This is a genomic window from Streptomyces sp. NPDC005202, assembly GCF_040608235.1.
Lineage (GTDB): Bacteria > Actinomycetota > Actinomycetes > Streptomycetales > Streptomycetaceae > Streptomyces.
The window spans coordinates 48,077-71,349 of sequence record NZ_JBEXHW010000008.1; the positions used below are offsets into that span (position 1 = coordinate 48,077).

At 72.5% G+C, this 23,273-nt stretch carries 18 protein-coding genes; 13 read left to right on the top strand and 5 right to left on the bottom strand.

Going from position 1 to position 23,273, the window contains the following annotated elements:
- Positions 1-52: 52 nt before the first annotated feature.
- Both ABZV31_RS15175 and ABZV31_RS15180 read right to left on the bottom strand, forming a co-directional pair.
- Positions 53-1,594 carry an alpha/beta hydrolase gene (locus tag ABZV31_RS15175; protein WP_355893171.1) on the bottom strand — a complete coding sequence of 514 codons (1,542 nt, stop codon included), beginning with the start codon at positions 1,592-1,594 and terminating at the stop codon, positions 53-55.
- 73 nt (positions 1,595-1,667) lie between these two features.
- Positions 1,668-4,463 (bottom strand): lysylphosphatidylglycerol synthase domain-containing protein, encoded by a 2,796-nt coding sequence (locus ABZV31_RS15180; RefSeq protein ID WP_355893173.1) that lies wholly within the window; start codon positions 4,461-4,463, stop codon positions 1,668-1,670.
- Positions 4,464-4,643: 180 nt separating this feature from the next.
- On the opposite strand from ABZV31_RS15180, the gene ABZV31_RS15185 reads away from it, so the two are divergent.
- From ABZV31_RS15185 to ABZV31_RS15215, 7 genes are all read left to right on the top strand, one after another.
- The gene (locus tag ABZV31_RS15185) at positions 4,644-5,030 is read left to right on the top strand and encodes an MGMT family protein (RefSeq protein WP_355893176.1); all 387 of its coding nucleotides are present in this window, start codon (positions 4,644-4,646) and stop codon (positions 5,028-5,030) included.
- A gap of 293 nt (positions 5,031-5,323) precedes the next feature.
- On the top strand, positions 5,324-8,644 hold the full coding sequence (locus ABZV31_RS15190; protein WP_355893178.1) for an ATP-dependent DNA helicase: 3,321 nt from the start codon (positions 5,324-5,326) through the stop codon (positions 8,642-8,644).
- 110 nt (positions 8,645-8,754) lie between these two features.
- Positions 8,755-12,294, top strand: coding sequence for an ATP-dependent DNA helicase (locus tag ABZV31_RS15195; RefSeq protein ID WP_355893181.1), 3,540 nt, complete (start codon positions 8,755-8,757; stop codon positions 12,292-12,294).
- Positions 12,295-12,304: 10 nt separating this feature from the next.
- Positions 12,305-13,708: a dipeptidase gene (locus ABZV31_RS15200; protein ID WP_355893183.1), complete on the top strand. Its 1,404-nt coding sequence runs from the start codon at positions 12,305-12,307 to the stop codon at positions 13,706-13,708.
- A gap of 139 nt (positions 13,709-13,847) precedes the next feature.
- Positions 13,848-14,801, top strand: a complete 954-nt coding sequence (nudC, locus tag ABZV31_RS15205) for an NAD(+) diphosphatase (protein ID WP_355893186.1) — start codon at positions 13,848-13,850, stop codon at positions 14,799-14,801.
- A gap of 13 nt (positions 14,802-14,814) precedes the next feature.
- Positions 14,815-15,162: a class I SAM-dependent methyltransferase gene (locus tag ABZV31_RS15210; protein WP_355893189.1), complete on the top strand. Its 348-nt coding sequence runs from the start codon at positions 14,815-14,817 to the stop codon at positions 15,160-15,162.
- An 84-nt stretch (positions 15,163-15,246) separates the two neighbouring features.
- Positions 15,247-15,417, top strand: coding sequence for a hypothetical protein (locus ABZV31_RS15215; RefSeq protein ID WP_355893191.1), 171 nt, complete (start codon positions 15,247-15,249; stop codon positions 15,415-15,417).
- 40 nt (positions 15,418-15,457) lie between these two features.
- On the opposite strand, the gene ABZV31_RS15220 is transcribed toward ABZV31_RS15215, so the two are convergent.
- Positions 15,458-15,700 (bottom strand): mycoredoxin, encoded by a 243-nt coding sequence (locus ABZV31_RS15220; RefSeq protein ID WP_355893194.1) that lies wholly within the window; start codon positions 15,698-15,700, stop codon positions 15,458-15,460.
- A gap of 186 nt (positions 15,701-15,886) precedes the next feature.
- Here ABZV31_RS15220 and ABZV31_RS15225 point away from each other — a divergent pair, with 186 nt between their 5' ends.
- From ABZV31_RS15225 to ABZV31_RS15245, 5 genes are all read left to right on the top strand, one after another.
- Complete coding sequence (locus ABZV31_RS15225) at positions 15,887-18,100, top strand: ATP-dependent DNA helicase UvrD2 (RefSeq protein WP_355893196.1); 2,214 nt, start codon at positions 15,887-15,889, stop codon at positions 18,098-18,100.
- Between the two features lie 166 nt (positions 18,101-18,266).
- On the top strand, positions 18,267-18,584 hold the full coding sequence (locus ABZV31_RS15230) for a hypothetical protein (protein ID WP_355893199.1): 318 nt from the start codon (positions 18,267-18,269) through the stop codon (positions 18,582-18,584).
- A 175-nt stretch (positions 18,585-18,759) separates the two neighbouring features.
- Complete coding sequence (locus tag ABZV31_RS15235; protein ID WP_134029505.1) at positions 18,760-19,128, top strand: WhiB family transcriptional regulator; 369 nt, start codon at positions 18,760-18,762, stop codon at positions 19,126-19,128.
- Positions 19,125-19,448 (top strand): hypothetical protein, encoded by a 324-nt coding sequence (locus tag ABZV31_RS15240; protein ID WP_355893202.1) that lies wholly within the window; start codon positions 19,125-19,127, stop codon positions 19,446-19,448. The genes ABZV31_RS15235 and ABZV31_RS15240 overlap by 4 nt, the downstream gene beginning before the upstream one ends.
- Positions 19,449-19,583: 135 nt before the next feature.
- On the top strand, positions 19,584-19,793 hold the full coding sequence (locus ABZV31_RS15245; protein ID WP_355893205.1) for a hypothetical protein: 210 nt from the start codon (positions 19,584-19,586) through the stop codon (positions 19,791-19,793).
- A 4-nt stretch (positions 19,794-19,797) separates the two neighbouring features.
- On the opposite strand, the gene ABZV31_RS15250 is transcribed toward ABZV31_RS15245, so the two are convergent.
- Together ABZV31_RS15250 and ABZV31_RS15255 are read right to left on the bottom strand one after the other, a co-directional pair.
- Complete coding sequence (locus tag ABZV31_RS15250; RefSeq protein ID WP_355893208.1) at positions 19,798-21,162, bottom strand: AarF/ABC1/UbiB kinase family protein; 1,365 nt, start codon at positions 21,160-21,162, stop codon at positions 19,798-19,800.
- On the bottom strand, positions 21,155-22,369 hold the full coding sequence (locus ABZV31_RS15255) for a TOMM precursor leader peptide-binding protein (protein WP_355893211.1): 1,215 nt from the start codon (positions 22,367-22,369) through the stop codon (positions 21,155-21,157). Before ABZV31_RS15255 ends, ABZV31_RS15250 begins: the two co-directional genes overlap by 8 nt.
- A gap of 225 nt (positions 22,370-22,594) precedes the next feature.
- Between ABZV31_RS15255 and ABZV31_RS15260 the strand changes: the two genes are divergently transcribed.
- Positions 22,595-23,191: a M48 family metallopeptidase gene (locus ABZV31_RS15260; RefSeq protein WP_355893214.1), complete on the top strand. Its 597-nt coding sequence runs from the start codon at positions 22,595-22,597 to the stop codon at positions 23,189-23,191.
- The last annotated feature ends 82 nt before the right edge of the window (positions 23,192-23,273 follow it).

A 23,273-nucleotide genomic window follows, 5' to 3' on the forward strand; every position in this document is an offset into this window, starting at 1 on the left:
GCAGCCTGTGGATAACCGTCTGACCTGCACTTTTGCTGTGGTTCCAGGCGGCTTAGGAGCAGACCGCCCCGGCCGCCGGCACCTTTCCGTCGAGCAGATAGCTGTTCACCGCGGCCTGCACGCACTTGTCCTTGCTGTCGTAGGCTCCGTGCCCCTGCCCCTTGTACGTCAGCTCGATGCCGACGCCCTTGCCCAGCGCGTCCACCATCCTCTTCGCGCCCGCGTACGGCGTCGCCGGGTCGCCGGTGTTGCCGACGACGAGGATCGGCGCCGATCCGGGCGCGCTCACGTCGGGATGGTCGGCCGCACCGGGCACGGCCCAGTCGGTGCAGTTGAGCATGCCCCAGGCCAGGAAGTCCCCGAACAGCGGGGAGGCGGCCCGGAACTCGGGCAGCTTCCGCTGCACGTAGTCCGGGGTGTACCGCGACTTCTCGTCGGAGCAGTTGATGGCGACGTTCGCCGCGGCCATGTTGCTGTACTCGCCGTTGTCGTTGCGGCCGTTCATCGAGTCGGACAGCAGCAGGAGGATCTTGCCGTCACCGTCGTAGGCCTGCTCCAGACCCTCGGTGAGGTACTCCCAGAAGTCCTTGGAGTACAGGGCCTGTGCGATGCCGTTGGTCGCGGCGGTCTGGGTCAGCTGGCGCGGGAAGACGCCCGGGATCGGCTTGCTGTCGAGATCCTTCAGCAGCTTGGCGATGCGGTTCTCGACGTCCTGCGCGTCGGAGCCGATCGGGCACTCGGTGGTCTTCGAGGTGCAGTCCTGCGCGAAGTTGTCGAGCGCGAGCTGGAAGCCCTTGGCCTGGCCGAGCGAGACCTGCTCGGGGTTCTGCGTGGGGTCGACGACCCCGTCGAGGACGGCACGGCCCACGTGCTTCGGGAACAAGTGGGCGTAGACGCCGCCGAGTTCGGTGCCGTAGGAGATGCCGAAGTAGTGCATCTTCGCGTCGCCGAGGACCTGGCGCATCAGGTCCATGTCGCGGGCCGCGTCGGTGGTGCGCACGTGCGGCAGGATCGATTTGGAGTGCTTCTCGCAGGCCGCGTTGAACTGCTTGGTGTTGTTCAGGAACGTGGTGCGCTCGGCGGTGTCGTCGGGCGTCGCGTCCTGCTGGAAGTACTGGTCGAGCTGGGCGTCGCTCTCGCACGTGACGGCCGCGCTGCGGCCGACCCCGCGCGGGTCGAAGCTCACCAGGTCGTACCGCGTGCGCAGTGCGGCGTAGTCCTGGCCGAACGCGGGCAGCGTGATGACGCCCGAGCCGCCCGGGCCGCCGAAGTTGAAGATCAGCGAGCCGATGCGCTTGTCGGGCTCGGTCGCCTTCGCCCGGATCAGCGCGATGCCGATCGTGTCGCCCTTGGGGTTGCTCCAGTCCAGGGGAGCCTTCAGGGTGGCGCACTGCCACCTGTCGCCGTTGGGCAGCGGTGACGGGGCGGCACCGTCACCCTCCGCCTCGGACGGGGCCGGGCAGTCCGTCCAGTCCAGCTTCTGGGCCGTGCGATCCTCGTTTTTGGAGCCGCCGCTGCAGCCCGCCAGCAGGGAGGACAACAGGACGGCGGTTGCGGTCAGGGCGGCGGCGCGCAGCCCGCGCGGCTTCGGCATACCTCCATCCTTGCGCTGCCGGCGGCCACCCGCGCGGGACGCGGGCCGTCCGAGGTACGCCGCGGTCCGCGCCCTACAGGGAGCCCTTCCGTGTCAGGTGGTTGAAGGCCAGCCAGCCCGGCAGCACCGGCAGCCACAGCGTCAGCAGCCGGAACATCAGCACCGCGGGCGCGGCCACCTCCTTGGGGAGGCCTACGGCGATCAGACCGACCGTGAGGGTCGCCTCGACCGCGCCCACACCGCCCGGGGTCGGGGCGGCGGAACCGAGTGCGTTGCCGGCGAGGAAGACGACGGCGACGCTGGCGATGCTGAGAGAGGTCGAGTCGTCGCCGAACGCCCGGATCGACGCGTCCAGGCACATCACGAAGCAGGCGGTCAGCAGCAGCATGCCGCCGATGCCGGTGACGAGCTTCTGCGGTCGCTGCAGCACGTCGAGCATGCGCGGCACCACCCCCGCGAAGAGCGACCGCACGCGCGTGACGACGAACTTCCGCAGGAACGGCACCGAGGTGACCACGAGCAGGAGCACCGCGACAGTCAGCAGGCCCGCGATGACCGTGCGGGACGGCGACAGCGACGGCGTCTTCTCGGTGCCGGTCAGATAGCCGAAGGACAGCAGCATCAGGATGTGGCAGCCGAGCCCGAACAGCTGCGATGCGCCGACGCTCGCGACCGCGAGCCCGGGTCGCACCCCCGCGCGCTGCAGGAACCGCGTGTTGAGGGCCACGCCGCCGACCGCGGCGGGCGCCACGATCTTCACGAACGACCCGGCGACCTGCGCCGCCACGGTCCGCAGGAACGGCACCCGCTCCGGCACGAAGCCCAGCAGTGCCATCGCCGCCGCGACGTAGCTGAGCGCCGACAACAGCACCGCAGCCACGACCCAGCCCCACTGGGCGTTGGCGAAGAGCGTGCCGAACTCGATGTGCGTGAGCTGGGTCAGCAGGTAGTACGCGCCGATGGCGCCCGCGATGAAACTGATCAGGGTGCGCGGCCGCACCCGCTCCAGCCGGGCCGGCTCGACCGGCGCCTGCGGCCTGATCCGCAGCACCTGGTGGCGGATCTGCGTGAGCAGATCCTCTTCACGGGCCTCCTCCAAGGCCTCGTCGATGGCCCGCTTCTCCGCCCGCGCCTCCGCGCGCACGGCCTTCTTGTCGGGCTTTTCGAGTACGGCGGGCCCGGCATCCCCGCCGGCCGCCTCCAGGCGGGCCTGCTTGGCCTGCCGGGACGCCTCCAGGACCGCCTCGCGCTCCCGCTGCGCCCGCTCCCGGGCCAGCCTCCGCAAGGTCGCGCGCGTGGCGCGCGTCAGGGCGATGGGCTGCAGCATCGGAAGACAGTCGGCGACCGCGTCGGGACCCAGGACGCCGACCGCGCTGGCCACGGCGCGCTCGGCGCCCACCCTGAGGCCGAGCGTCGTCACCAGCTGGGCGATGTCCATGCGCAGCAGCAGGTCACCGGCCGCGATCTCGCCGCCGCGCAGATCGGTGAGGATCACTCTGCCTGAACGATCCACCAGAATCGCGTCACCCGCGAGCCTGCGGTGTGCGATGCGCCGCGACTGCAGCGCCTGCACCTGGTGCCAGGTGTTGCGCAGCAACTCGTCGGTGATCTCTTCGTCCGCCAGAGAGTCGAGCGTGCGTCCGCCGGTGTGCTCGTAGACGAGCATCACGGCGTCGGGGCCGAGCTCGGAGGTCGCGATCAGCTTGGGGGCGTTGGCGCCGGCCGCGATGGCCGCGTAGGCGAGCAGCGCCTCCTGCTCCAGGGCCTGGCGCAGCGACTGCAGGCTGCTGCGGGTGGCGAAGCCGCGCAGCGTCAGATTGCGCCACACGCGGTAGAAGAAGCCCTGCGCCTGCTGCTCGCGGTCGACGACTGTGACGTCCAGCGGCGGGCCGTCCTCCAGCGTGACGAAGTAGCGTCGGGCGCGGTCGCCGTTGTCCGTCGTCTCCGCCGTCTCCTCGCGAGCCGCGCTCACGGGGTGGAAACCGACGGTGCGCAGGCCCGCCATCAGCGTCCGTCCCGTGGGACGGACGTTCGGCGAGCCCACCGCGTACAGCGTGCCGTAGGCGATGGTCCAGCCGATCAGCACCGTCAGGATGATCGAGAACGGTGTCGTGTAGCCGGTGACCAGCATCGAGAAGGCGTCGAGCAGCAGCACGATCCACAGCACCGCGCGCCACCGCGGTCTGCGGGACATGCCGACCGCCGTCATGTACGCGATGACCGGGGCGAGGTAGCCGTGCACCGGGTCGGTCAGGGCGTGGATGTCACCGGGCGAGGGCTGGGTGAGCGCCGCCTGGATCGAGGGCGGGGCGGCCTTGGCCACCCAGAGGTCGGTGGCCAGGGTCACCCCGTGCGCGAGGACCGCCGCGAGCACGCCGTCCGCGATCCGCAGCCCGTCCCGTTTGATCAGCCGCTCGATCGCGAAGGCGACCGGCACCAGCAGGATCGCGATGCTGGACGCCAGCCCGGCGATCTTGATGAGCAGATCGGGCGCCTGCCCGGTGCCCTTGTTGATGTCCTGTTCGAGGCCCGAAGTGGTGCCATGGGCGAACGCGGCGACCGCCAGCAGCACCACGATGGCGAGCACGCCCACCAACAGCCGCATCAGGTCGGAGGGACGGTGCACGCGCGCGGGGAGCAGCGGTTCGTCGCCCTCGAGCTCGTCGATGTGCGTCACCTCGGCGTCCTCGGCGCGCTTCCTGTCCGCCTTGGTGCCACCCGTGTCGTCGGACCTGACGTCGGCCTTGGTGCCGCCTGTGTCGTCGGACCTGACATCAGCCTTCGTGCCGTCCGCGTCGTCGGTGCCCGGGCGCGACGAGACCCCAGAGGTGCCCTCCGCGTCGTCGGGGTGCACACCCTGCTGCTTCATGGTCTCTTCTTGGTCTCGTATCACCGGTCACCGCCCGCACGATGGTGGCATACCCACCGACACACGGGGCATCAGGGTGCAAATGCGGGGGCGCACAGTCTGCCCGAAGCACCGCTCGGGGGCGAGTGCCACGCACGGTCGCCAGCCGCTCACACTGTCGGTGGTGGCAGGATGGGGCGGATGAGCGAAGAGAGCCTTCCGGACGAGGCTCGCCCGGAGTTCCCGGACGCGCTGCCCGAGTACGCCGAGCGCGTCCTCGAGGTCGCCGAACTCATTCCGCCGGGGCGCGTCATGACGTACGGGGACGTCGCCGAATGGCTGGGGGAGGGAGGCCCGCGCCAGGTCGGCCGCGTCATGGCCCTCTACGGCGGCGCCGTCCCGTGGTGGCGTGTCGTACGCGCCGACGGGGCCCTGCTCCCGGGCCACGAACTGCGCGCGCTCGCCCAGTACCGCACGGAGGGCACGCCCCTGAAGGAGGCGGGCAGGGCGGCCGAGGGCCACCTGCCGCGCATCGACATGAAGCGGGCCCGGTGGGACGGCGGCGAACGTGCGGAGCGTCACATCTGACAGCTTCCGCCATTGGACGGCCTCGGGGGGAGCCTGTGGCCCGTACGGGGGAATCGGGGCACGTCGGCGGCATGTCGTACGTTTGTGGGTCGAGGGACACACGTGACGAAAGCGCTGGGAGGGAAGAAGGGGAAGCCCTGCTTCCGCACCGGCCGTCGGCGTAGCGTCGGCTGCACATGTCCCCCTCATCCCGCGGCCACCGCGTTCCCCACACGGCGGTCCGCCCCCTCGACGACGGCGCTTCGCGCCGGCAGTGACAGACCCCAGTACACCCACCAGGACCGGCGAACCACGTGAGCTCCTCTTCCTCCACCAGGCGCCCGTCGCACCCCCAGGTGCGACAGGGGAACCGTGGCGCTTACCGACTGGTGCGTACCCCACCGGCCCGACCGGATCCCCCTCGTCTGGACGCCGCACAGCGCGCCGTGGTTGACCACGAGGCCGGTCCGCTGCTCGTCCTCGCAGGTCCGGGCACCGGCAAGAGCACCACGCTCGTCGAGTCCGTGGCCGCGCGGATCGCCCGCGGCGGCGACCCCGAGCGCATCCTGGTGCTGACGTTCAGCCGCAGGGCGGCCGTCGAGCTGCGCGACCGCATGGCGCTGCGCACCGGGGCGGCCCGCGCGCCCCGGGCGACCACCTTCCACTCGTTCTGCTACGCCCTGGTCCGCGCCCACCAGGACAGCGACCTGTTCGTCGAGCCGCTGCGGCTGCTGTCCGGCCCCGAGCAGGACGTGACCGTCCGCGAGCTCCTCGCGGGCCAGGTCGACCTCGAACGGCTCGGCCTCGCGCACGTGCGCTGGCCGGACGAGCTGCGCGCCTGCCTGACCACCCGCGGCTTCGCCGACGAGGTCCGCGCGGTCCTTGCCCGCAGCCGCGAACTGGGTCTGGGCCCCGAGGCCCTGGAGGCCTTCGCCCGCCGCATCGGCCGCCCCGACTGGGAGGCCGCGGCCTCCTTCCTCGCCGAGTACCTCGACGTCCTCGACCTGCAGGGCGTGCTCGACTACGCGGAACTCGTCCACCGCGCGGTGCTCCTCGCCCGGCGCCCCGAGGTCGCCGAGCGGCTCGCCGCGCAGTACGACGCGGTGTACGTGGACGAGTACCAGGACACGGACCCGGCCCAGGTACGGCTGCTGCAGGCCCTGGCCGGCGGCGGCCGCACCCTGCTCGCCTTCGGCGACCCCGACCAGTCGATCTACGCGTTCCGGGGCGCGGACGTGAACGGCATCCTGGAGTTCCCGCAGGCGTTCCCCCGCGCGGACGGCCGTCCCGCACCGGTGGAGGTGCTGCGCACCTCCCGCCGCTCCGGCGCCGCGCTGCTGGCCGCCACCCGCCTGCTCGCGCAGCGCATGCCGCTGACCCGTCTCCCGGCCGACAAGGTGCGCGCCCACCGGGAGCTGACCCCGGTACGGGACGGCGGCCGCGTCGAGGTCTACACGTACCCGACGCCCGGCACGGAGCTGGACAACATCGCCGACATCCTGCGCCGGGCCCACCTGGAGGACGGCGTCCCGTGGAGCGAGATGGCCGTCCTGGTGCGCGCGGGCGCCCGCACCATCCCGACGGTCCGCCGCGCCCTCACGGCCGCAGGCGTACCCCTGGACGTCGATGGCGACGACCTACCGCTGCGCCACGAACCGGCGGTGGCGCCGCTGCTGACGGCGCTGCGCGCGGTTGCCACGGCGGAAGCTGCGCAGCGCCCCGGAGAGGAGCCTCGTTCCGAAGAGGCGGAACCGGACACCTGCTGGCTCGACACCGAAACCGCCCTCACCCTCCTCGGCTCGCCCCTCGCCGGCATGGACGCCGCCGACCTGCGCCGCCTCGGCCGCGCGCTGCGCGAGGAGGAGCGGGCCGCGGGCAACCCCCTGCCGCCGCCCTCGGACGAGCTGCTCGCACGGGCGCTGGCCGAGCCGGAGCGGCTGGCCGTGCACGACCCGACGTACGCGCGCGGCGCCCAGCGTCTCGGCGCCCTGCTCAGGAAGGCCAGGGAGCGCCTGGCGGGCGGCGGTACGGCCGAGGAGGCGCTGTGGGACCTGTGGGAGGGCACGCCGTGGCCCGCGCGCCTGGAGCGGGCCGCCCGGCGCGGAGGTGCCGCCGGACGGAACGCGGACCGGGACCTGGACGCCGTGTGCGCGCTGTTCGCGACCGCCGCCCGCGCGGAGGAGCGCACCGGCGGCCGGGGCGCCCTGAACTTCCTGGAGGAGATCGAGGCCGAGGACATCGCCGCCGACACGCTCACGCGGCGCGCCGTACGCCCCGACGCCGTGCGCCTGATGACCGCGCACCGCTCCAAGGGGCTTCAGTGGCGTCTGGTGGTCGTCGCGGGTGTCCAGGAAGGGCTGTGGCCGGACCTGCGGCGGCGCGGCTCCCTGCTGGAGGCCGACCGCATTGGGCGCGACGGACTCGCCGCGCCGCTCACCCCCGGGGCGCTGCTGGCGGAGGAGCGCCGCCTGTTCTACGTGGCCGCCACGCGCGCGCGGGAACGCCTCGTCGTGACCGCCGTGAAGGCCCCCGCGGACGACGGCGACCAGCCCTCCCGCTTCCTCACCGAGCTCGGCGTGGAACCCAGGGAGGTCACGGGTCGCCCGCGCCGCCCCCTGTCCGTGGCCGCTCTGGTCGCCGAGCTGCGGGCCACGACGGTCGACCCGCGCGTGTCCGACACCCTCCGGGAGGCCGCCGCCCGCCGACTGGCCCGGCTCGCCGCGCTCGCCGACGAGGACGGCCGTCCGCTGGTGCCCTCGGCGCACCCGTACCGCTGGTGGGGCATGGTCGAGCCGACCGAGAGCAAGGTGCCGCTGCGGGACCGCGACCAGCCCGTCGTGCTGTCCGGAAGCGCCCTCGACCAGCTCGCCAACACCTGCGCCCTGCAGTGGTTCCTCGGCCGCGAGGTGAAGGCCGACGCCCCCGCGACCGCCGCGCAGGGCTTCGGCAACGTGGTGCATGTCCTGGCCGACGAGGTCGCCTCCGGTCGCACGCCCGCCGACCTGGCGGTTCTCATGGAGCGCCTGGAGTCGGTGTGGAACGCGCTCGCCTTCGACGCGCCATGGAAGTCGGCGCAGGAGAAGGAGAACGCGCGCGTGGCGCTCGAACGCTTCCTGAAGTGGCACGTCCTGGAGCGCACCGGCCGTACCCCGGTGGCCAGCGAGCACGACTTCGACGTGACCCTCGGGGCGGGCGACTACCAGGTACGCATCCGCGGCTCCATGGACCGTGTGGAGGCCGACCGCGAGGGCCGCGCCTACGTCGTCGACTTCAAGACCGGCAAGCAGGCACCCACCGCAGCCGAGGTGGCCCGCCATCCGCAGCTCGCCGTCTACCAGCTCGCTGTGCGCGAAGGCGCGGTCGACGAGGCCTTCGACGGGATACGCCCCGATCCGGGCGGCGCGGAACTGGTCCAGCTGCGCCAGGGCGCGGCGAAACGGGACGGCGGCGACAGCCTGCCCAAGGTGCAGACCCAGGAGCCGCTGGAGGGGGAGTGGGTCGGCGAGCTGCTGGCGACCGCCGCCGGAAAAGTCCTCGACGAGCGGTTCACGCCGACGGCTGGGCAGCACTGCGCGCACTGCGCGTTCCGGGCGTCCTGCAGCGCGCGGCCGGAAGGCCGGCACGTGGTCGAGTGACCGACTGCGAGCTGTGTGATCGACCGCACCACGCGTGCTGACCTGCGCTTCTGCTGCCCCCCAGGGCAGTCGGGCACCCGTTGTCAGTGCTGGTCGCTAGCCTCTCTGACGTGCCAGCCCGTATCACTGATCCCGAGCAGCTCAAGGAGCTCCTCGGAATCCCGTTCACCCCGGAGCAGACGGCCTGCATCACCGCGCCGCCCGCCCCGCAGGTGATCGTGGCCGGCGCCGGATCCGGCAAGACGACGGTGATGGCGGCCCGCGTGGTGTGGCTGGTCGGCACCGGACAGGTCGCCCCCGAGCAGGTCCTCGGCCTGACCTTCACCAACAAGGCGGCCGGCGAGCTCGCCGAGCGCGTCCGCAAGGCGCTGGTCAGGGCGGGCGTCACCGACCCCGACGTCATCGACCCGGACAACCCCCCGGGCGAGCCGGTGATCTCCACCTACCACGCCTTCGCCGGCCGTCTCCTGACCGACCACGGCCTGCGCATCGGGCTCGAACCCACCGCCCGTCTGCTCGCCGACGCCACCCGCTACCAGCTCGCCGCACGCGTGCTGCGCGAGGCCCCGGGCCCGTACCCGGCCCTGACTCGTTCCTTCCCGGACCTGGTCAGCGACCTCCTCGCCCTCGACGCCGAGCTCGCCGAACACCTCGTACGTCCCGAGGACCTGCGCGCCTGGGACGCCGAGCTGCTGCGCACCCTTCAGGACGCCAAGCTCACCAACGCCGACCTGCGCAAAGTCCCCGAGACGGCCGCCGCCCGCCGGGAACTGGCCGAGCTGGTGCTCCGCTACCGGGCCGCCAAGCGGGAGCGGGACCTGCTCGACTTCGGCGACCAGATCGCCCTCGCGGCGCAGCTCGCCCAGCTCCCCGAGGTCGGTCGCATCCTGCGCGACGAGTTCCGGGTGGTCCTGCTCGACGAGTACCAGGACACGTCCGTCGCCCAGCGCATCCTGCTGGCAGGCCTGTTCGGCGGCGGCACGGGCCATCCGGTGACCGCCGTCGGCGACCCCTGCCAGGCGATCTACGGCTGGCGCGGCGCCTCCGTCGCCAACCTCGACGACTTCCCCGAGCACTTCGCGCACGTCGACGGCCGCCCCGCCACCCGCCAGGCGCTCAGCGAGAACCGCCGCAGCGGCGGCCGCCTCCTCGACCTCGCCAACGGCCTGGCCGAGCCCCTGCGCGCGATGCACGCGGGCGTGGAAGCCCTCCGCCCGGCCCCCGGCGCCGAGCGCGACGGCATGGTGCGCTGCGCGCTGCTGCGCACCCACGCCGAGGAGATCGAGTGGCTCGCCGACTCCATCGCCCACCTCGTACGGACCGGGAAGGCGCCCGGAGAGATCGCCGTCCTGTGCCGTACGGCCACCGACTTCGCCGAGATCCAGGGAGCGCTCGTCGCCCGCGACATCCCGGTCGAGGTCGTCGGCCTGTCCGGGCTGCTGCACCTGCCCGAGGTCGCCGACCTCGTCGCCGTCTGCGAGGTCCTGCAGGACCCCGGCGCCAACGCCTCCCTGGTACGGCTGCTGACGGGCCCCCGCTGGCGCATCGGCCCGCGCGACCTCGCCCTCCTGGGACGCCGGGCGCGGCTGCTCGTCGCCCACGCGCGCGTGGACGCCGACGACGACCCGGACCGCCGACTCGCCGAGGCGGTCGAGGGCGTCGACCCGGCCGAGGTGATCTCACTCGCCGACGCCCTCGACACGTTCCTGGAGACGCCGCTGGACGGCGACGGGGACGACGACGGGCTGCCGTTCTCGCCGGACGCGCGCGTGCGGTTCGCCCGGCTCGCCGCCGAACTGCGCGACCTGCGCCGCTCGCTGTCGGACCCGCTGATGGACGTCCTGCACCGTGTCCTCGCCGTCACCGGCCTGGAGGTGGAGCTGTCGGCGTCCCCGCACGCCCTGGCCGCCCGCCGCCGCGAAACCCTGTCCAACTTCCTGGACATCGCCGCCTCCTTCGCCGCGAACGAGAGCGAGGCGACCCTGCTGGCCTTTCTCGGCTTCCTGCGCACTGCCGCCCAGTACGAGAAGGGCCTCGACAACGCGCTGCCCGGCGGCGAGAACACCGTCAAGGTGCTCACCGCCCACAAGTCCAAGGGCCTGGAGTGGGACGTCGTCGCCGTCCCCGGCCTGGTCACCGGCACCTTCCCCAGCAGCCAGGGCCGCGAGAAGTGGACCAGCCAGGGCAAGGTGCTGCCGCACGCGCTGCGCGGCGACGCCGACACCCTGCCCGACGTCGACAGCTGGGACGCGCGCGGGCTGAAGGCCTTCCACGAGGCCATGAAGGAGCACCAGCACACCGAGGAACTCCGCCTCGGCTACGTCACCTTCACCCGCCCCCGCTCCCTGCTCCTCGGTTCCGGCCACTGGTGGGGCCCGAGCCAGAAGAAGTCCCGCGGCCCGTCCCCCTTCCTCCAGGCCCTGTACGACCACTGCGCCGCCGGGTACGGCGAGATCGAGGCATGGGCGGACGAGCCCGAGGAGGGCGAGGAGAACCCGGCCCTGCACCGGGCCACCGCCGACCAGGTCTGGCCCCTGCCCCTGGACGAGGCCGCCCTGGCCCGCCGCCGCGCGGCCGCCGCGACGGTCCTCGCCCACTTGGAGGACCTCGCCGCCCACACGGACGGCCACCCCGCGGCCGCGCACGACCCGGACACCCACGACGACCCGGACTGGCCCCCGCCGCCCGAGGACGACGAACCGCCCTACGACGAGGACGACCCCTTCGCGGACGGCCCCTTCGCGGACGGCCCCTTCGAGGACGACACGTTCGAGGGCGACGCTGTCGGCGAGGACCGCGCCGACTGGGACGCGTGGACGAGCGACCGCCCGACGGTCCCGCACCAGGCGACCGCACCGGAACAGCACTCCGCGCCCCAGCCGGCACGCCCCTACCCCACAGAGCCGGACCCCGTCCCCTTCACCCCGGAGGAGGCCCGCATCGTCGCCTCCTGGGACCGCGACCTCGACGCGCTGGCAGGAGAGCTCCAGCGCGCCCGGCAGAGCGTCACGGACGTACCCCTGCCGGCTACGCTGACCGCGACGCAGCTGTCGCGGCTGGCTGCCGACCCGGACGGGTTCGCGCGGGAGCTCGCGCGCCCCATGCCGCGCCCCCCGCAACCGGCCGCGCGCCGCGGTACCCGCTTCCACGCCTGGGTTGAGGCCCGCTTCGAAGAGCTGACGCTTCCCATGCTGGAGCCGGAGGAACTGCCCGGCAGCGACGCGGAGATCGCCGACGAACGCGACCTCGAGGCCCTCAAGAAGGCCTTCGAACGCACCGAGTACGCGCACCGCACGCCCCACCGCGTCGAGGCCCCCTTCCAGCTGGCGATCGCCGGCCGCGTCGTACGGGGCCGCATCGACGCCGTCTACAAGGAGGGCGACGGCGACGAGGCGACGTACGAGATCGTCGACTGGAAGACGGGGCGAACCCCCACCGCCGACCCGCTCCAGCTCGCGGTGTACCGGCTCGCCTGGGCCGAGCAGCACGGCGTGCCCCTGGAGCGCGTCACCGCCGCCTTCCTGTACGTGCGCAGCGGCGAGGTCGTGCGGCCGGACGACCTTCCGGAACGGGCCGCACTGGAGCGCCTGCTGCTGGGGGAGCCGTCGTGTGACGAACCGCCCGAAGAGGATGTCACCGCGGGCCGATAGGCTCGGGACCATGAGCCAGACCCCGGACAGCGCCGTCCGCACGTACATCGAGCAGCACCGCGCCGCCTTCCTCGACGACCTCGTTGAGTGGCTGCGCATCCCTTCCGTGTCGGCCCAGCCCGACCACGCGCCCGATGTACGGCGCAGCGCCGACTGGCTCGCCGCCAAGCTCAAGGAGACCGGCTTCCCGACCGCAGAGGTCTGGGAAACACCGGGCGCCCCGGCCGTCTTCGCCGAGTGGCCCTCCGACGACCTCGGGGCACCCACGGTCCTCGTCTACGGTCACCACGACGTGCAGCCCGCCACCCGCGAGGACGGCTGGGACAGCGAGCCCTTCGAGCCCGTGGTCCGCGACGGCCGTCTCTACGCGCGCGGGGCGGCCGACGACAAGGGTCAGGTGTTCTTCCACACACTCGGCGTCCGCGCCCACCTCGCCGCCACCGGCCGCACCGCCCCGGCCGTGCACCTGAAGCTGCTGATCGAGGGCGAGGAGGAGTCCGGCTCCCCGCACTTCCGGGCGCTCGTCGAACAGCACGCGGACCGTCTCGCCGCCGACGCGGTGATCGTCTCGGACACCGGCATGTGGTCCGAGGACACCCCCACGGTGTGCACCGGCATGCGCGGCCTCGCCGAGTGCGAGATCCGGCTGTTCGGCCCCGACCAGGACATCCACTCCGGCTCCTTCGGCGGCGCCGTGCCCAACCCGGCGACCGCCGCCGCCCGCCTCGTCGCCGCCCTGCACGACGAGCACGCGCGCGTGGCGATTCCCGGCTTCTACGACAACACGGTCGAGCTCACCGACCGCGAGCGCGCTCTCTTCGCCGAGTTGCCCTTCGACGAGCAGCGGTGGCTGCGCACCGCCAAGTCGTACGCCACTCACGGCGAGGCCGGGTACTCCACCCTGGAGCGCATCTGGGCCCGCCCCACCGTCGAGGTCAACGGCATCGGCGGCGGCTATCAGGGACCCGGCAGCAAGACCATCATCCCGTCCACGGCGATGGTGAAGCTGTCGTTCCGCCTGGTCGCCGGCCAGGACCCCGAGCACGTCGAGACGGCCGTCCGCGCCTGGGTTGCCGAGCAGGTGCCCGCCGGCGTCCGGCACGAGATCACGTTCGGCTCGGCCACGCGCCCGTGCCTGACGCCCCTGGACCACCCCGCCCTGCAGTCCGTGGTCCGCGCGATGGGCCGCGCCTTCGACAAACCGGTCCGCTTCACCCGCGAGGGCGGCTCGGGGCCGGCCGCCGACCTCCAGGAGGTCCTCGGCGCCCCCGTCCTCTTCCTGGGCATCTCCGTCCCGTCCGACGGCTGGCACGCCCCGAACGAGAAGGTCGAACTCGGCCTCCTGCTCAAGGGCGTGGAGACCAGCGCGTACCTGTGGGGCGACCTCGCGGAGCACTGGCGCGATGCACCCTGACGGGCAGGCGTCCGGAGCGGTGTCGCGCGCGGGGCACACTGGAAGGGCCGCCCCGCACCTCCAGGCCTCGCCGGACGCGGTCGCCTCCTGCCGCACGTCCTGCTGAACCGTCGCCGAAACAACCGTTCCCCCGGGGGAGTTGGAAGCACCCGTGACCACCTGGACCGACCACACCGCCGACCGACCCATCTCACTCACCGCGCCCAGCGGCATCGACCGGGCCGCCCACCACCGGCTCGACGAAGCCTGGCTCGCCGCGGCGTGGAGCCACCCCTCGACGCGCTGTTTCGTGGTCTCCGGCGGTCAGGTCCTCATCGACGAAACACCCGACGGGCGCACCGAACTCGTCATGACCCCCTCCTTCGAGGCCCCCCTCACCGAGGCGCACCGCTACTTCCTGGGCACCGACGCGGACGGCGTCAGCTACTTCGCCCTTCAGAAGGACTCCCTGCCCGGCCGCATGGACCAGTCCGCCCGCCCGGCGGGGCTGCGCGAGGCCGGCCCGCTGCTGTCGCCCCGGGACGCCGGCCTGATGGTGCACGCCGTCGCCCTGGAGAACTGGCAGCGCCTGCACCGCTTCTGCTCGCGCTGCGGGGAGCGCACCGTGATCGCCGCGGCCGGCCACATCCGCCGCTGCCCGGCCTGCGGGGCCGAGCACTACCCGCGCACCGACCCCGCCGTGATCATGGCCGTCACCGACGAGGACGACCGCATCCTGCTCGGCCGCCAGGTGCACTGGCCCGAGGGCCGCTTCTCCACGCTCGCCGGCTTCGTCGAGCCCGGTGAGTCCATCGAGCAGTCGGTGCGCCGCGAAGTCCAGGAGGAGGTCGGCATCACCGTCGGCCAGGTCGAGTACGTCGCCAGCCAGCCCTGGCCCTTCCCCTCCAGCCTCATGCTGGGCTTCATGGCCCGCGCCACCTCGACCGACATCAACGTCGACGGCGACGAGATCCACGAGGCCCGCTGGTTCTCCCGCGACGAACTGCGTGCCGCCTTCGACTCCGGCGAGGTCCTGCCGCCGTACGGCATCTCGATCGCGGCCCGCCTGATCGAGCTCTGGTACGGCAAGCCACTGCCCACGAGGAGCGGGTGACCTGGACGGGCGGATGACCGACCCGTACTGGAACCACAACGTCCACTACCACCCCGTGGTGCTCGCCGCCGTCCCCGACGGCTGCCGCACGGCCCTGGACGTGGGGTGCGGCGACGGTCTGCCGGCGCGCAAGCTGGCAGCCAGGGCCGACGCGGTGACCGCGGTGGACCGGTCGCCGGAGATGATCCGGCTCGCCCGTCGGTGCGTGCACGGGAACGTCACCTTCCTGGAGGCTGACTTCCTGGACGACCCGCGTTTGCCCGACGGCGGGTACGACTTCGTGAGCGCCGTCGCCGTCGTCCACCACATGGCGCGGTGGGACGGCTGGTACGGCTGCTGGCGCCCGGCGGCCGCCTGGTGATCGTCGGCCTGGCGAACGACCGGACGCCCCTGGACTGGGTGATCAGCGGGTTCGGCGTGCCCGCGAGCCGATACCACACGCTGCTTGCGAGGCGGAAAGGGCGGCCCGGCCGGCATGCCCCTCGAGGGCTCGACGACGACCTGGAGCGAGGTGCGGCGGACCGCGCGTCACCTCCTGCCCGGCTGCCGCTTCCGCCGCCGACTCCTGCGGCGCTACACGCTGGTGTGGGACAAACCACGAGAAGGCGGCCCCTGAGTTCGCCTCGGGGGCCGCCTTCCGCGCAACCGCGGGGCGCCTACGCGCCGATCTTCTGCTTGACCTGCGCCAGCGACGGGTTCGTCAGCGTCGAGCCGTCCGGGAAGAGCACGGTCGGAACGGTCTGGTTTCCGCCATTCGCCTTCTCGACGAACGCCGCGGAATCCGGGTCCTGCTCGATGTTGATCTCGGTGTACGCGATGCCCTCGCGGTCCAGCTGGCTCTTCAGCCGACGGCAGTAGCCGCACCACGTGGTGCTGTACATCGTCACAGTGCCCGGCATGTCTCTCGCGCTCCTTCGGCGGCTCGGGGACGTAGTGGTCGCAGGGGAGGAACGTACGCGAAGGGACCCGGCATTCCCACCGGGGGTATCCGGCAGGACGTGACGCCTGCCGCATTAGTACGACTGCAAGGCCCTGCCTGTGGACAACCGGCACAGCCGTCTCCTGCGACCTGGCAGCATGGCCGTGTGACAGCAGCAACGCACTCCACGCTCTTCCCGCAGGTACCGGACTCGGCCGACGCGGTGCTCGAAGGGCTCGACCCCGAGCAGCGCGAGGTGGCCATCGCCCTGCACGGCCCGGTGTGTGTGCTGGCAGGCGCCGGCACGGGCAAGACCCGGGCGATCACCCACCGCATCGCCTACGGCGTGCGCGCCGGCATCCTCCAGCCCTCCAGCGTGCTCGCGGTCACCTTCACCAACCGTGCCGCCGCAGAGATGCGCGGTCGACTGCGCCAGCTCGGCGCGCACGGAGTCCAGGCCCGGACCTTCCACTCGGCCGCCCTGCGTCAGCTGCAGTACTTCTGGCCGAAAGCGGTCGGCGGCAGCATGCCCCGGCTCGTCGACCGCAAGATCCAGCTCGTCGCGGACGCGGCCGCCGCCTGCCGTGTCCGCCTCGACCGGGGCGAGCTGCGGGACGTCACCGCCGAGATCGAGTGGTCCAAGGTCACCCAGACCGTCCCCGCCGACTATCCGCTCGCAGCCGCGAAGGCCGGCCGCGAGGCCCCGCGCGACCCGGCCGAGATCGCCCACCTCTACTCCGTCTACGAAGACCTCAAGCGGGACCGCGCGGTCATCGACTTCGAGGACGTCCTGCTGCTGACCGTGGCCATCCTCCAGGACCGGCACGACATCGCCGAACAGGTCCGCGCCCAGTACCAGCACTTCGTGGTGGACGAGTACCAGGACGTCAGCCCCCTCCAGCAGCGCCTGCTGGAGCTGTGGCTCGGCGACCGGGACAACCTGTGCGTCGTCGGTGACGCCAGTCAGACGATCTACTCGTTCACGGGAGCAACACCCGACCACCTGCTCGATTTCCGCACCCGCCACCCCGGTGCCACCGTGGTCAAGCTGGTTCGCGACTACCGCTCCACCCCCCAGGTCGTCCACCTCGCCAACGGACTGCTCGCCCAGGCGCGCGGCCGTGCCGCCGACCACCGTCTGGAACTGGTCTCCCAGCGCCCTCCGGGCCCCGAGCCCGTCTACACCGAGTACACCGACGAGCCGGCCGAGGCCGAGGGCGCCGCCCGCCGCATCCGCGACCTCATCGACTCCGGCGTCCCGGCGAGCGAAATCGCGATCCTGTTCCGTACGAACTCCCAGTCCGAGACCTACGAGCAGGCCCTCGCGGACGCCGGAGTCCCCTACCAGCTGCGCGGCGCCGAGCGCTTCTTCGACCGGCCGGAGGTGCGCAAGGCGGGCATCGCCCTGCGCGGCGCCGCCCGCTTCGGGGGCAACGACTCCCTCCTCGACGACGCCGTCGACCTGCCCTCCCAGGTGCGCGCCGTGCTGTCCGGCGAGGGCTGGACCCCTCAGCCCCCGGCCGGCTCCGGCGCCGTCAGAGAGCGCTGGGAGTCGCTGGCCGCCCTGGTGAACCTCGCGCATGACTTCGCCGCCGCCCACCCGGGCGCCACCCTCGGCGACCTCGTGGCCGAGCTGGACGAGCGGGCGAACGCCCAGCACGCCCCGACCGTCCAGGGCGTTACCCTCGCCTCCCTGCACTCGGCCAAGGGCCTGGAGTGGGACGTCGTCTTCCTGGTCGGTGTCGCCGAGGGCATGATCCCGATCACCTACGCCAGAACCGACGAGCAGATCGAGGAGGAGCGCCGTCTCCTCTACGTCGGCGTCACCCGGGCCCGTGAGCGGCTCCATGTCTCCTGGGCGCTGTCCCGCTCACCCGGCGGCCGCCCCAACCGCCGCCCCAGCCGCTTCCTCGACGGACTGCGCCCCGGCTCGACCGCCACCGCCGGCCGCACCGGCGCGGCCGGCGCCGCCGGCATCGAGCGGGGCCTCACCGGCGGCGCGGAGGCGGTGGGCACCGTGGGAGGCGCCCCGCGGCGGACCCAGCGCACCCCGGCCCGCTGCCGGGTCTGCGGCCGCACGCTCACCGACGCCGGAGAAATGAAGCTGATGCGCTGCGAGGACTGTCCATCCAACATGGACGAGGGCCTCTACGAGCGGCTGCGCGAGTGGCGAGCGGACCAGGCGCGGCGCAGCGGGCAGCCCGCCTTCTGCGTCTTCACCGACAAGACCCTCATGGCGATCGCCGAGGCCGCCCCCGACGACGAGCGCGAGCTGGCGCGCATCCCCGGGGTCGGGATGCGCAAGCTCAACCGCTACGGGGCCGATGTTCTCGCCATCTGCGCAGGCCAGGAGCCTGGGGAAGAAGAAGAGGGGGACTGATACGAACTCGTCGAAAAAATAGTTTGCGCATGCCCCGGCAATCCCCATAGGTTCTTAGCCACGGGAACAGCGGCCTTCCTTGAGGCCCTGATTCCGTGTTGTACTTGCATATCCGAACGGGCTGGGTCACCCCCAGTCTCCGAGACGCCGAGAGGAGGCGAGTCCAGTGATCAGCATCAAGAGCAGCTCCATCAGCACCGCCAAAATGACCGATCGCTCGGTCGCCTCTCTGTGCATGCTCGGCGTCTCGAACCAGGGCACCGGTCTGTCCGGCATTCCTGCCGTGCGTCCGGCGTCCTCCGTGTCTCTCGCGGGTCTTCCCATCCGTGAGCGCAACGATCGACCGACCAAGGCACTGGAAGCAGTAGCGGCACAGGCGCAGGCCTATGCCTTTGCGGCCGGTGCCGGAAACCGGGAGCAGACGACGCAGCACCACCTGATGTGGGCCTTCCGTGGGCCAAAACCCTGGAGTGATCCAGCCTGATCGCCGATCAGGCCGGCGCCTTCAGGGCCGCGGAACCCCATCCGGGATCCGCGGCCCTTCTGTTTTCCCCGAACGGGGACGGCGGAGCGAAGGGGCCTCGGGACAAAGAAAAGAACCCGGTACCCAGCCGACACCCGGCCAACCGGCCGGACCGACCAGACGAGGAAGACGAACCGTGCAACTCGAAGCGCACGCCCCGTCCGTACCGCCTTCCGACACGATCCCCCCGCCCGGCCTCACGGAGGACTCCACCTTGACTCCGCTCACCGCGCTCACCGCGCTCGACGACGCCATCGAGAACCTCGGCGTGCCCGTCCCCTGCCGTTCCTACGACCCGGAGGTCTTTTTCGCCGAGTCGCCGGCGGACGTGGAGTACGCCAAGTCCCTCTGCCGCACCTGCCCGCTGATCGAGGCCTGCCTCGCCGGCGCCAAGGAGCGGCGTGAGCCCTGGGGCGTCTGGGGTGGCGAGTTGTTCGTCCAGGGTGTCGTCGTTGCCCGGAAGCGGCCGCGTGGTCGCCCGCGGAAGAACCCGGTCACGGCATGAACACCGCAGGAACGATCGACCGCCCCCTCACGCACGACCCCCAGAAGCAGGCCCCGATGAAGCCGTCCACCAGCGAGCCCGCAGGCTCCGCGACCGAAGACGTCACCACCACCGGCGCGAACGACTCGCGTCAGAACAGGACCCGAGAGATGCAACTCATTCCAGAAGCCCTGGCTCGTGCGCATATGCACCAGCGGCTGCAGGAGGCGGAGCAGGAACGCCAGGCCGCGCGCCTGGCGGCCGCCCGCAGGATGCAGCGCCGCGCCGAGCGCGCCTCGCGGCGCGCCCGCCGCGCGCTTGCCATGGCGGTCATGCAGTAACCGACCACACCGTCACGCAGTGACCTCCCGGTCAGGGAGGCGAAACCCTCTACGCCGGGGCCGGTCCGTCCGAACGGACCGGCCCCCGCGGTGCGTTGCGCCCGCCGGTTCGCGGCACGGCGATATCGTCACGGGGTGACGAGTCTTTCCGGAGGCAGTGACCACGGCGACTCCACCGTGGAGCGCCCGCCCCTCGTGTGCGCGCGCTGCGGCACGGTGTCCGAAGGCCCGCAACCCACCTGGACGTGTTCCGTGGAGAACGGCGCCCGCCACTACTTCTGCGACGCCTGTTCCCGGCAGAACCTCAGATCGATCGAGGGGCGCCTCGACTCGGCCTGGTGGTAGGGGCTCACGCCTCGGCGGCCGGCTTCTCGTCCTCCGCCTCGGAAACGAACCCCGGCAGCCACTCCTCCAACTCCTCCCGCAGCCGCACCGTCGATCCCAGCTGACACAGCACGCCGATCGTGCTCAGGGTGACGCGGTGTATCAGCAGGTAGGCCGGGGGCAGATTGAGCTGCTTGCCCAGTTGATAGGCGGGGGAGCGGGGGTCGGCGACGCGGGCAGCCTGGCTGCGCATCCAGCCGCGGGTGAAGGTGAACGCGTCCACCCGGGCCGGTTCGATGATCGGCAGGAGGTAGTCGAGGACGGCGGCGGGGTCCAGCTCGATCGACTCCTTGACGAAGCCCTCCGCGCACAGGAGTTCGTAGACCGCCTCGGCCTCGCCGTCAAGGGTCATGCGCAGGGACTCGCCGATCGGCGTCGGCAGGCCGCCGGGGAGGCGGTCGACCGTGCCGAAGTCCAGGACGCCCAGGCGCCAGTCGTCCTCGCCCGCCGGGCCGCCGGGCAGGAGGCGGAAGTTGCCCGGGTGCGGATCGGCGTGCAGGAGGCCGGTACGGGCCGGGCCCGAGAAGAGGAAGCGGGCCAGGAGCTGGCCGGCGCGGTCGCGTTGCTCCGGGGTGCCGGCCGCGATCACCTCCGACAGCGGAATGCCGTCGATCCACTCCGTGACCAGGACCTGCTCGCGCTGGTGGATCACCGCGGGCACCACGACGTCCGGGTCGTCGGCGAACTCCTCCGCGTGGGCCCGCTGGGCCTGAGCCTCCAGGCCGTAGTCCAGTTCCTCGGAGACCCGGTCCTTGAGCTCGGTGATCAGGGGCCTGATGTCCATGCCGGGGATCAGCGGCCCCAGGAGGCGGGCGAAGCGGCTCAGCTGGTTCAGGTCGGACAGGAGGGCTTCGCCGGCGCCGGGGTACTGCACCTTGACCGCCACCTCGCGGCCGTCGTGCCACACCGCCCGGTGCACCTGGCCGATCGACGCCGCGGCGGACGGCTTGTCCTCGAACTCCTCGAACAGCTCACGCCAGTCCGCGCCGAGACGCTCCTCCAGCACCGAGTGCACGGTGCGTGTAGGCATCGGCGGCGCCGCTTCCTGGAGCTTGGTCAACGCCGCCCGGTAGGGACCGGCGACCTCCTCGGGCAGCGCCGACTCGAAGACGGACAGGGCCTGCCCGAACTTCATCGCCCCGCCCTTGAGCTCGCCGAGCACCTTGAACAGCTGCTCGGCTGTCCGCTGCTGCAGCTCGCGGCCGACGATCTCCGCGGACTCGCCGACGATCCGTTTGCCGAGCCCCCAGGTCGCCCGCCCGGCGAAGCCGAGCGGCAGCGCAGCGAGCTTGGCGGTACGGGTAACCGCCTTCCGGGGAAGATCAGACATGCGCCCTCCAAGTCCCAGCAAGCCGCGCCGCGCCTGCCTGACGGCATAGCTCCGATGACGGCCGTTGCACCGCCATTGTCTCGTGTGGCTCCCCGTCCTTTGAGGCGTGTTCCCCCTTGGCTTTCCCCACCGCTCCGCACGGGCATGCGGGATGCGGACGGATCGGTCGCGCACGCCAGTTCAGGCCGGGCACGGACACCTCCCAGCGGGCGCCCGCGCTGGAGGGCGCCTCCCCGTCCAGGAAAGCGAGTGCGTGCGCGGCCGCCAGCCCGGCGACCGTCGTGGCGAGTGCCAGGTCGCAGGGCCGCACAGGGCGCTGCCTCCCGGAGCGCCACTGCGCCACCAGGCGCGGCCAGACCTCGTCCCGGTCCGTGCGGCCCTGGTGCAGGCAGCCGGCACAGCTTGTCCCGCCGGGCAGGACGAGGGGGCCCACGATGCCTGTTCCCTCCACGACACCGGCATACAGGTGCGGTGTTCCGGACGCCATGAGGGGAGCGGCCGCGGACGGGTCGGGCGCGTGTACGGCGACATCGTCGCGAGGGGCGAGGATCACCAAGGAGAAGCCCGGGTCGCCCTCCTCGGGCGGCGCTTGGGGGCCGCGGCGCACCGGGCGGTCCGGCGCCGCCCGGCGTACCGCCCGGCGCGCCGCCTCGTCCCTGCGCTCGCCGACGGCCTCAGCGGGCAGCCCGCCCGGCGTGACGTCCCACGGCTCGACGCAGCCGCCGTCGCGCACGTCGACCTCGCCGACACCCGCGCCGGACAGCACGGCGGCCAGCACCGCGCCCACCCGGCCCGCGCCCCTGACCTGCACGCGCAGGCTGCGGCGGGCGGCCAGGCGCGCCATCGCGTCGCCCGGTGCGCGTGCGACGAGGGAGAGCGAGGCGAGGTCGGGGCGCAGCCGGTCCATGACCTTCTTCTTCCCGCGCAGCGCGTCGGCAGCCGGACCGCCTCCCCGCGCGTCGTCGAGGAGCCCGGCCCGGGCCAGCCGCTCCAGGAGCCCGTCGACGTGGCCCTCGGGCAGGTCCATGCTGTGCCCCTCCTGCCGTAGGAGGGGGAGTCCGCGCGTGCCGTTGAGCAGGTCCAGGAAATTGCCCGTCGCGATGTCCATCGGCCCCAGCGTCATCGCGTGCGCCGGAGTCATCCCGAACTGCACGGTGTTGAGATTGCGCCAGCCGCGCCGGAGCGCGGGCTTCACCATCGGATGCATGCAGGCCCCCGTAGCCGAAGAAAAGTTCCAGAACGTCCCCGTATGCCGGTGAGCCGGTCCTCGCTCTGCCGACGAGTGCCAGCATGCCCGGCCCGGCCGGGCGGCGCCGAAAGTTGTCCACAGGCGGTGGATATTCGTCGTACAAATCAAACGCTCGGTGGGGGATCGGAACGGAACCGTCCCGGACTCGGGACTTCCCCCGTGTGCACCCGGTAACGTCGGGGCGTGTCCGCCGACCCACTGCACCGCGCCGGAATGCCACAGCGCAGCAAGACGAGCCTGCCGCCGAGCGGCTCGGCGGCGAGCGCGATCGAGGTCCGCAGGAGCGCCCGCCGCCGCAGGACGGTCTCCGCGTACCGCGAGGGCGATCGCACCGTCGTGCTCATCCCCGCCCGGATGTCCGAGGCGGAGGAGCAGCGCTGGGTGAACGTCATGCTCGACAAGCTGGCCGCCCAGGAGAGCAGGCGGGCGCTCGGTGACGGCGAGCTGGCCGAGCGCGCCGAGCGGCTGTCTGCCCAGTACTTCGACGGCCGGGCCCGGCCCGCCTCGGTCCGCTGGGTGACCAACCAGAACACGCGCTGGGGGTCGTGCACGCCGTCCGAGGGCAGCATCCGCCTCTCGCACCGCCTGCAGGGCATGCCCGAGTACGTCGTCGACTACGTCCTCGTGCACGAGCTCGCGCATCTGCTAGTCCCCGGTCACGGGCCCGACTTCTGGCGGCTCCTGGAGGCGTACCCGCGCACCGAGCGGGCCCGGGGCTACCTCGAAGGGGTCGTCGCCGCGGGCCGGCTGCCGTATCTGGCGGGCGCGCGCAGCGAGTGACCGCTCCCCTCGGAGGGCGTCCGGCACCGCCGGACGGGCATTGTGTACCGGGTCTGTACCGACTTCGTCCGGTGTCGGACTT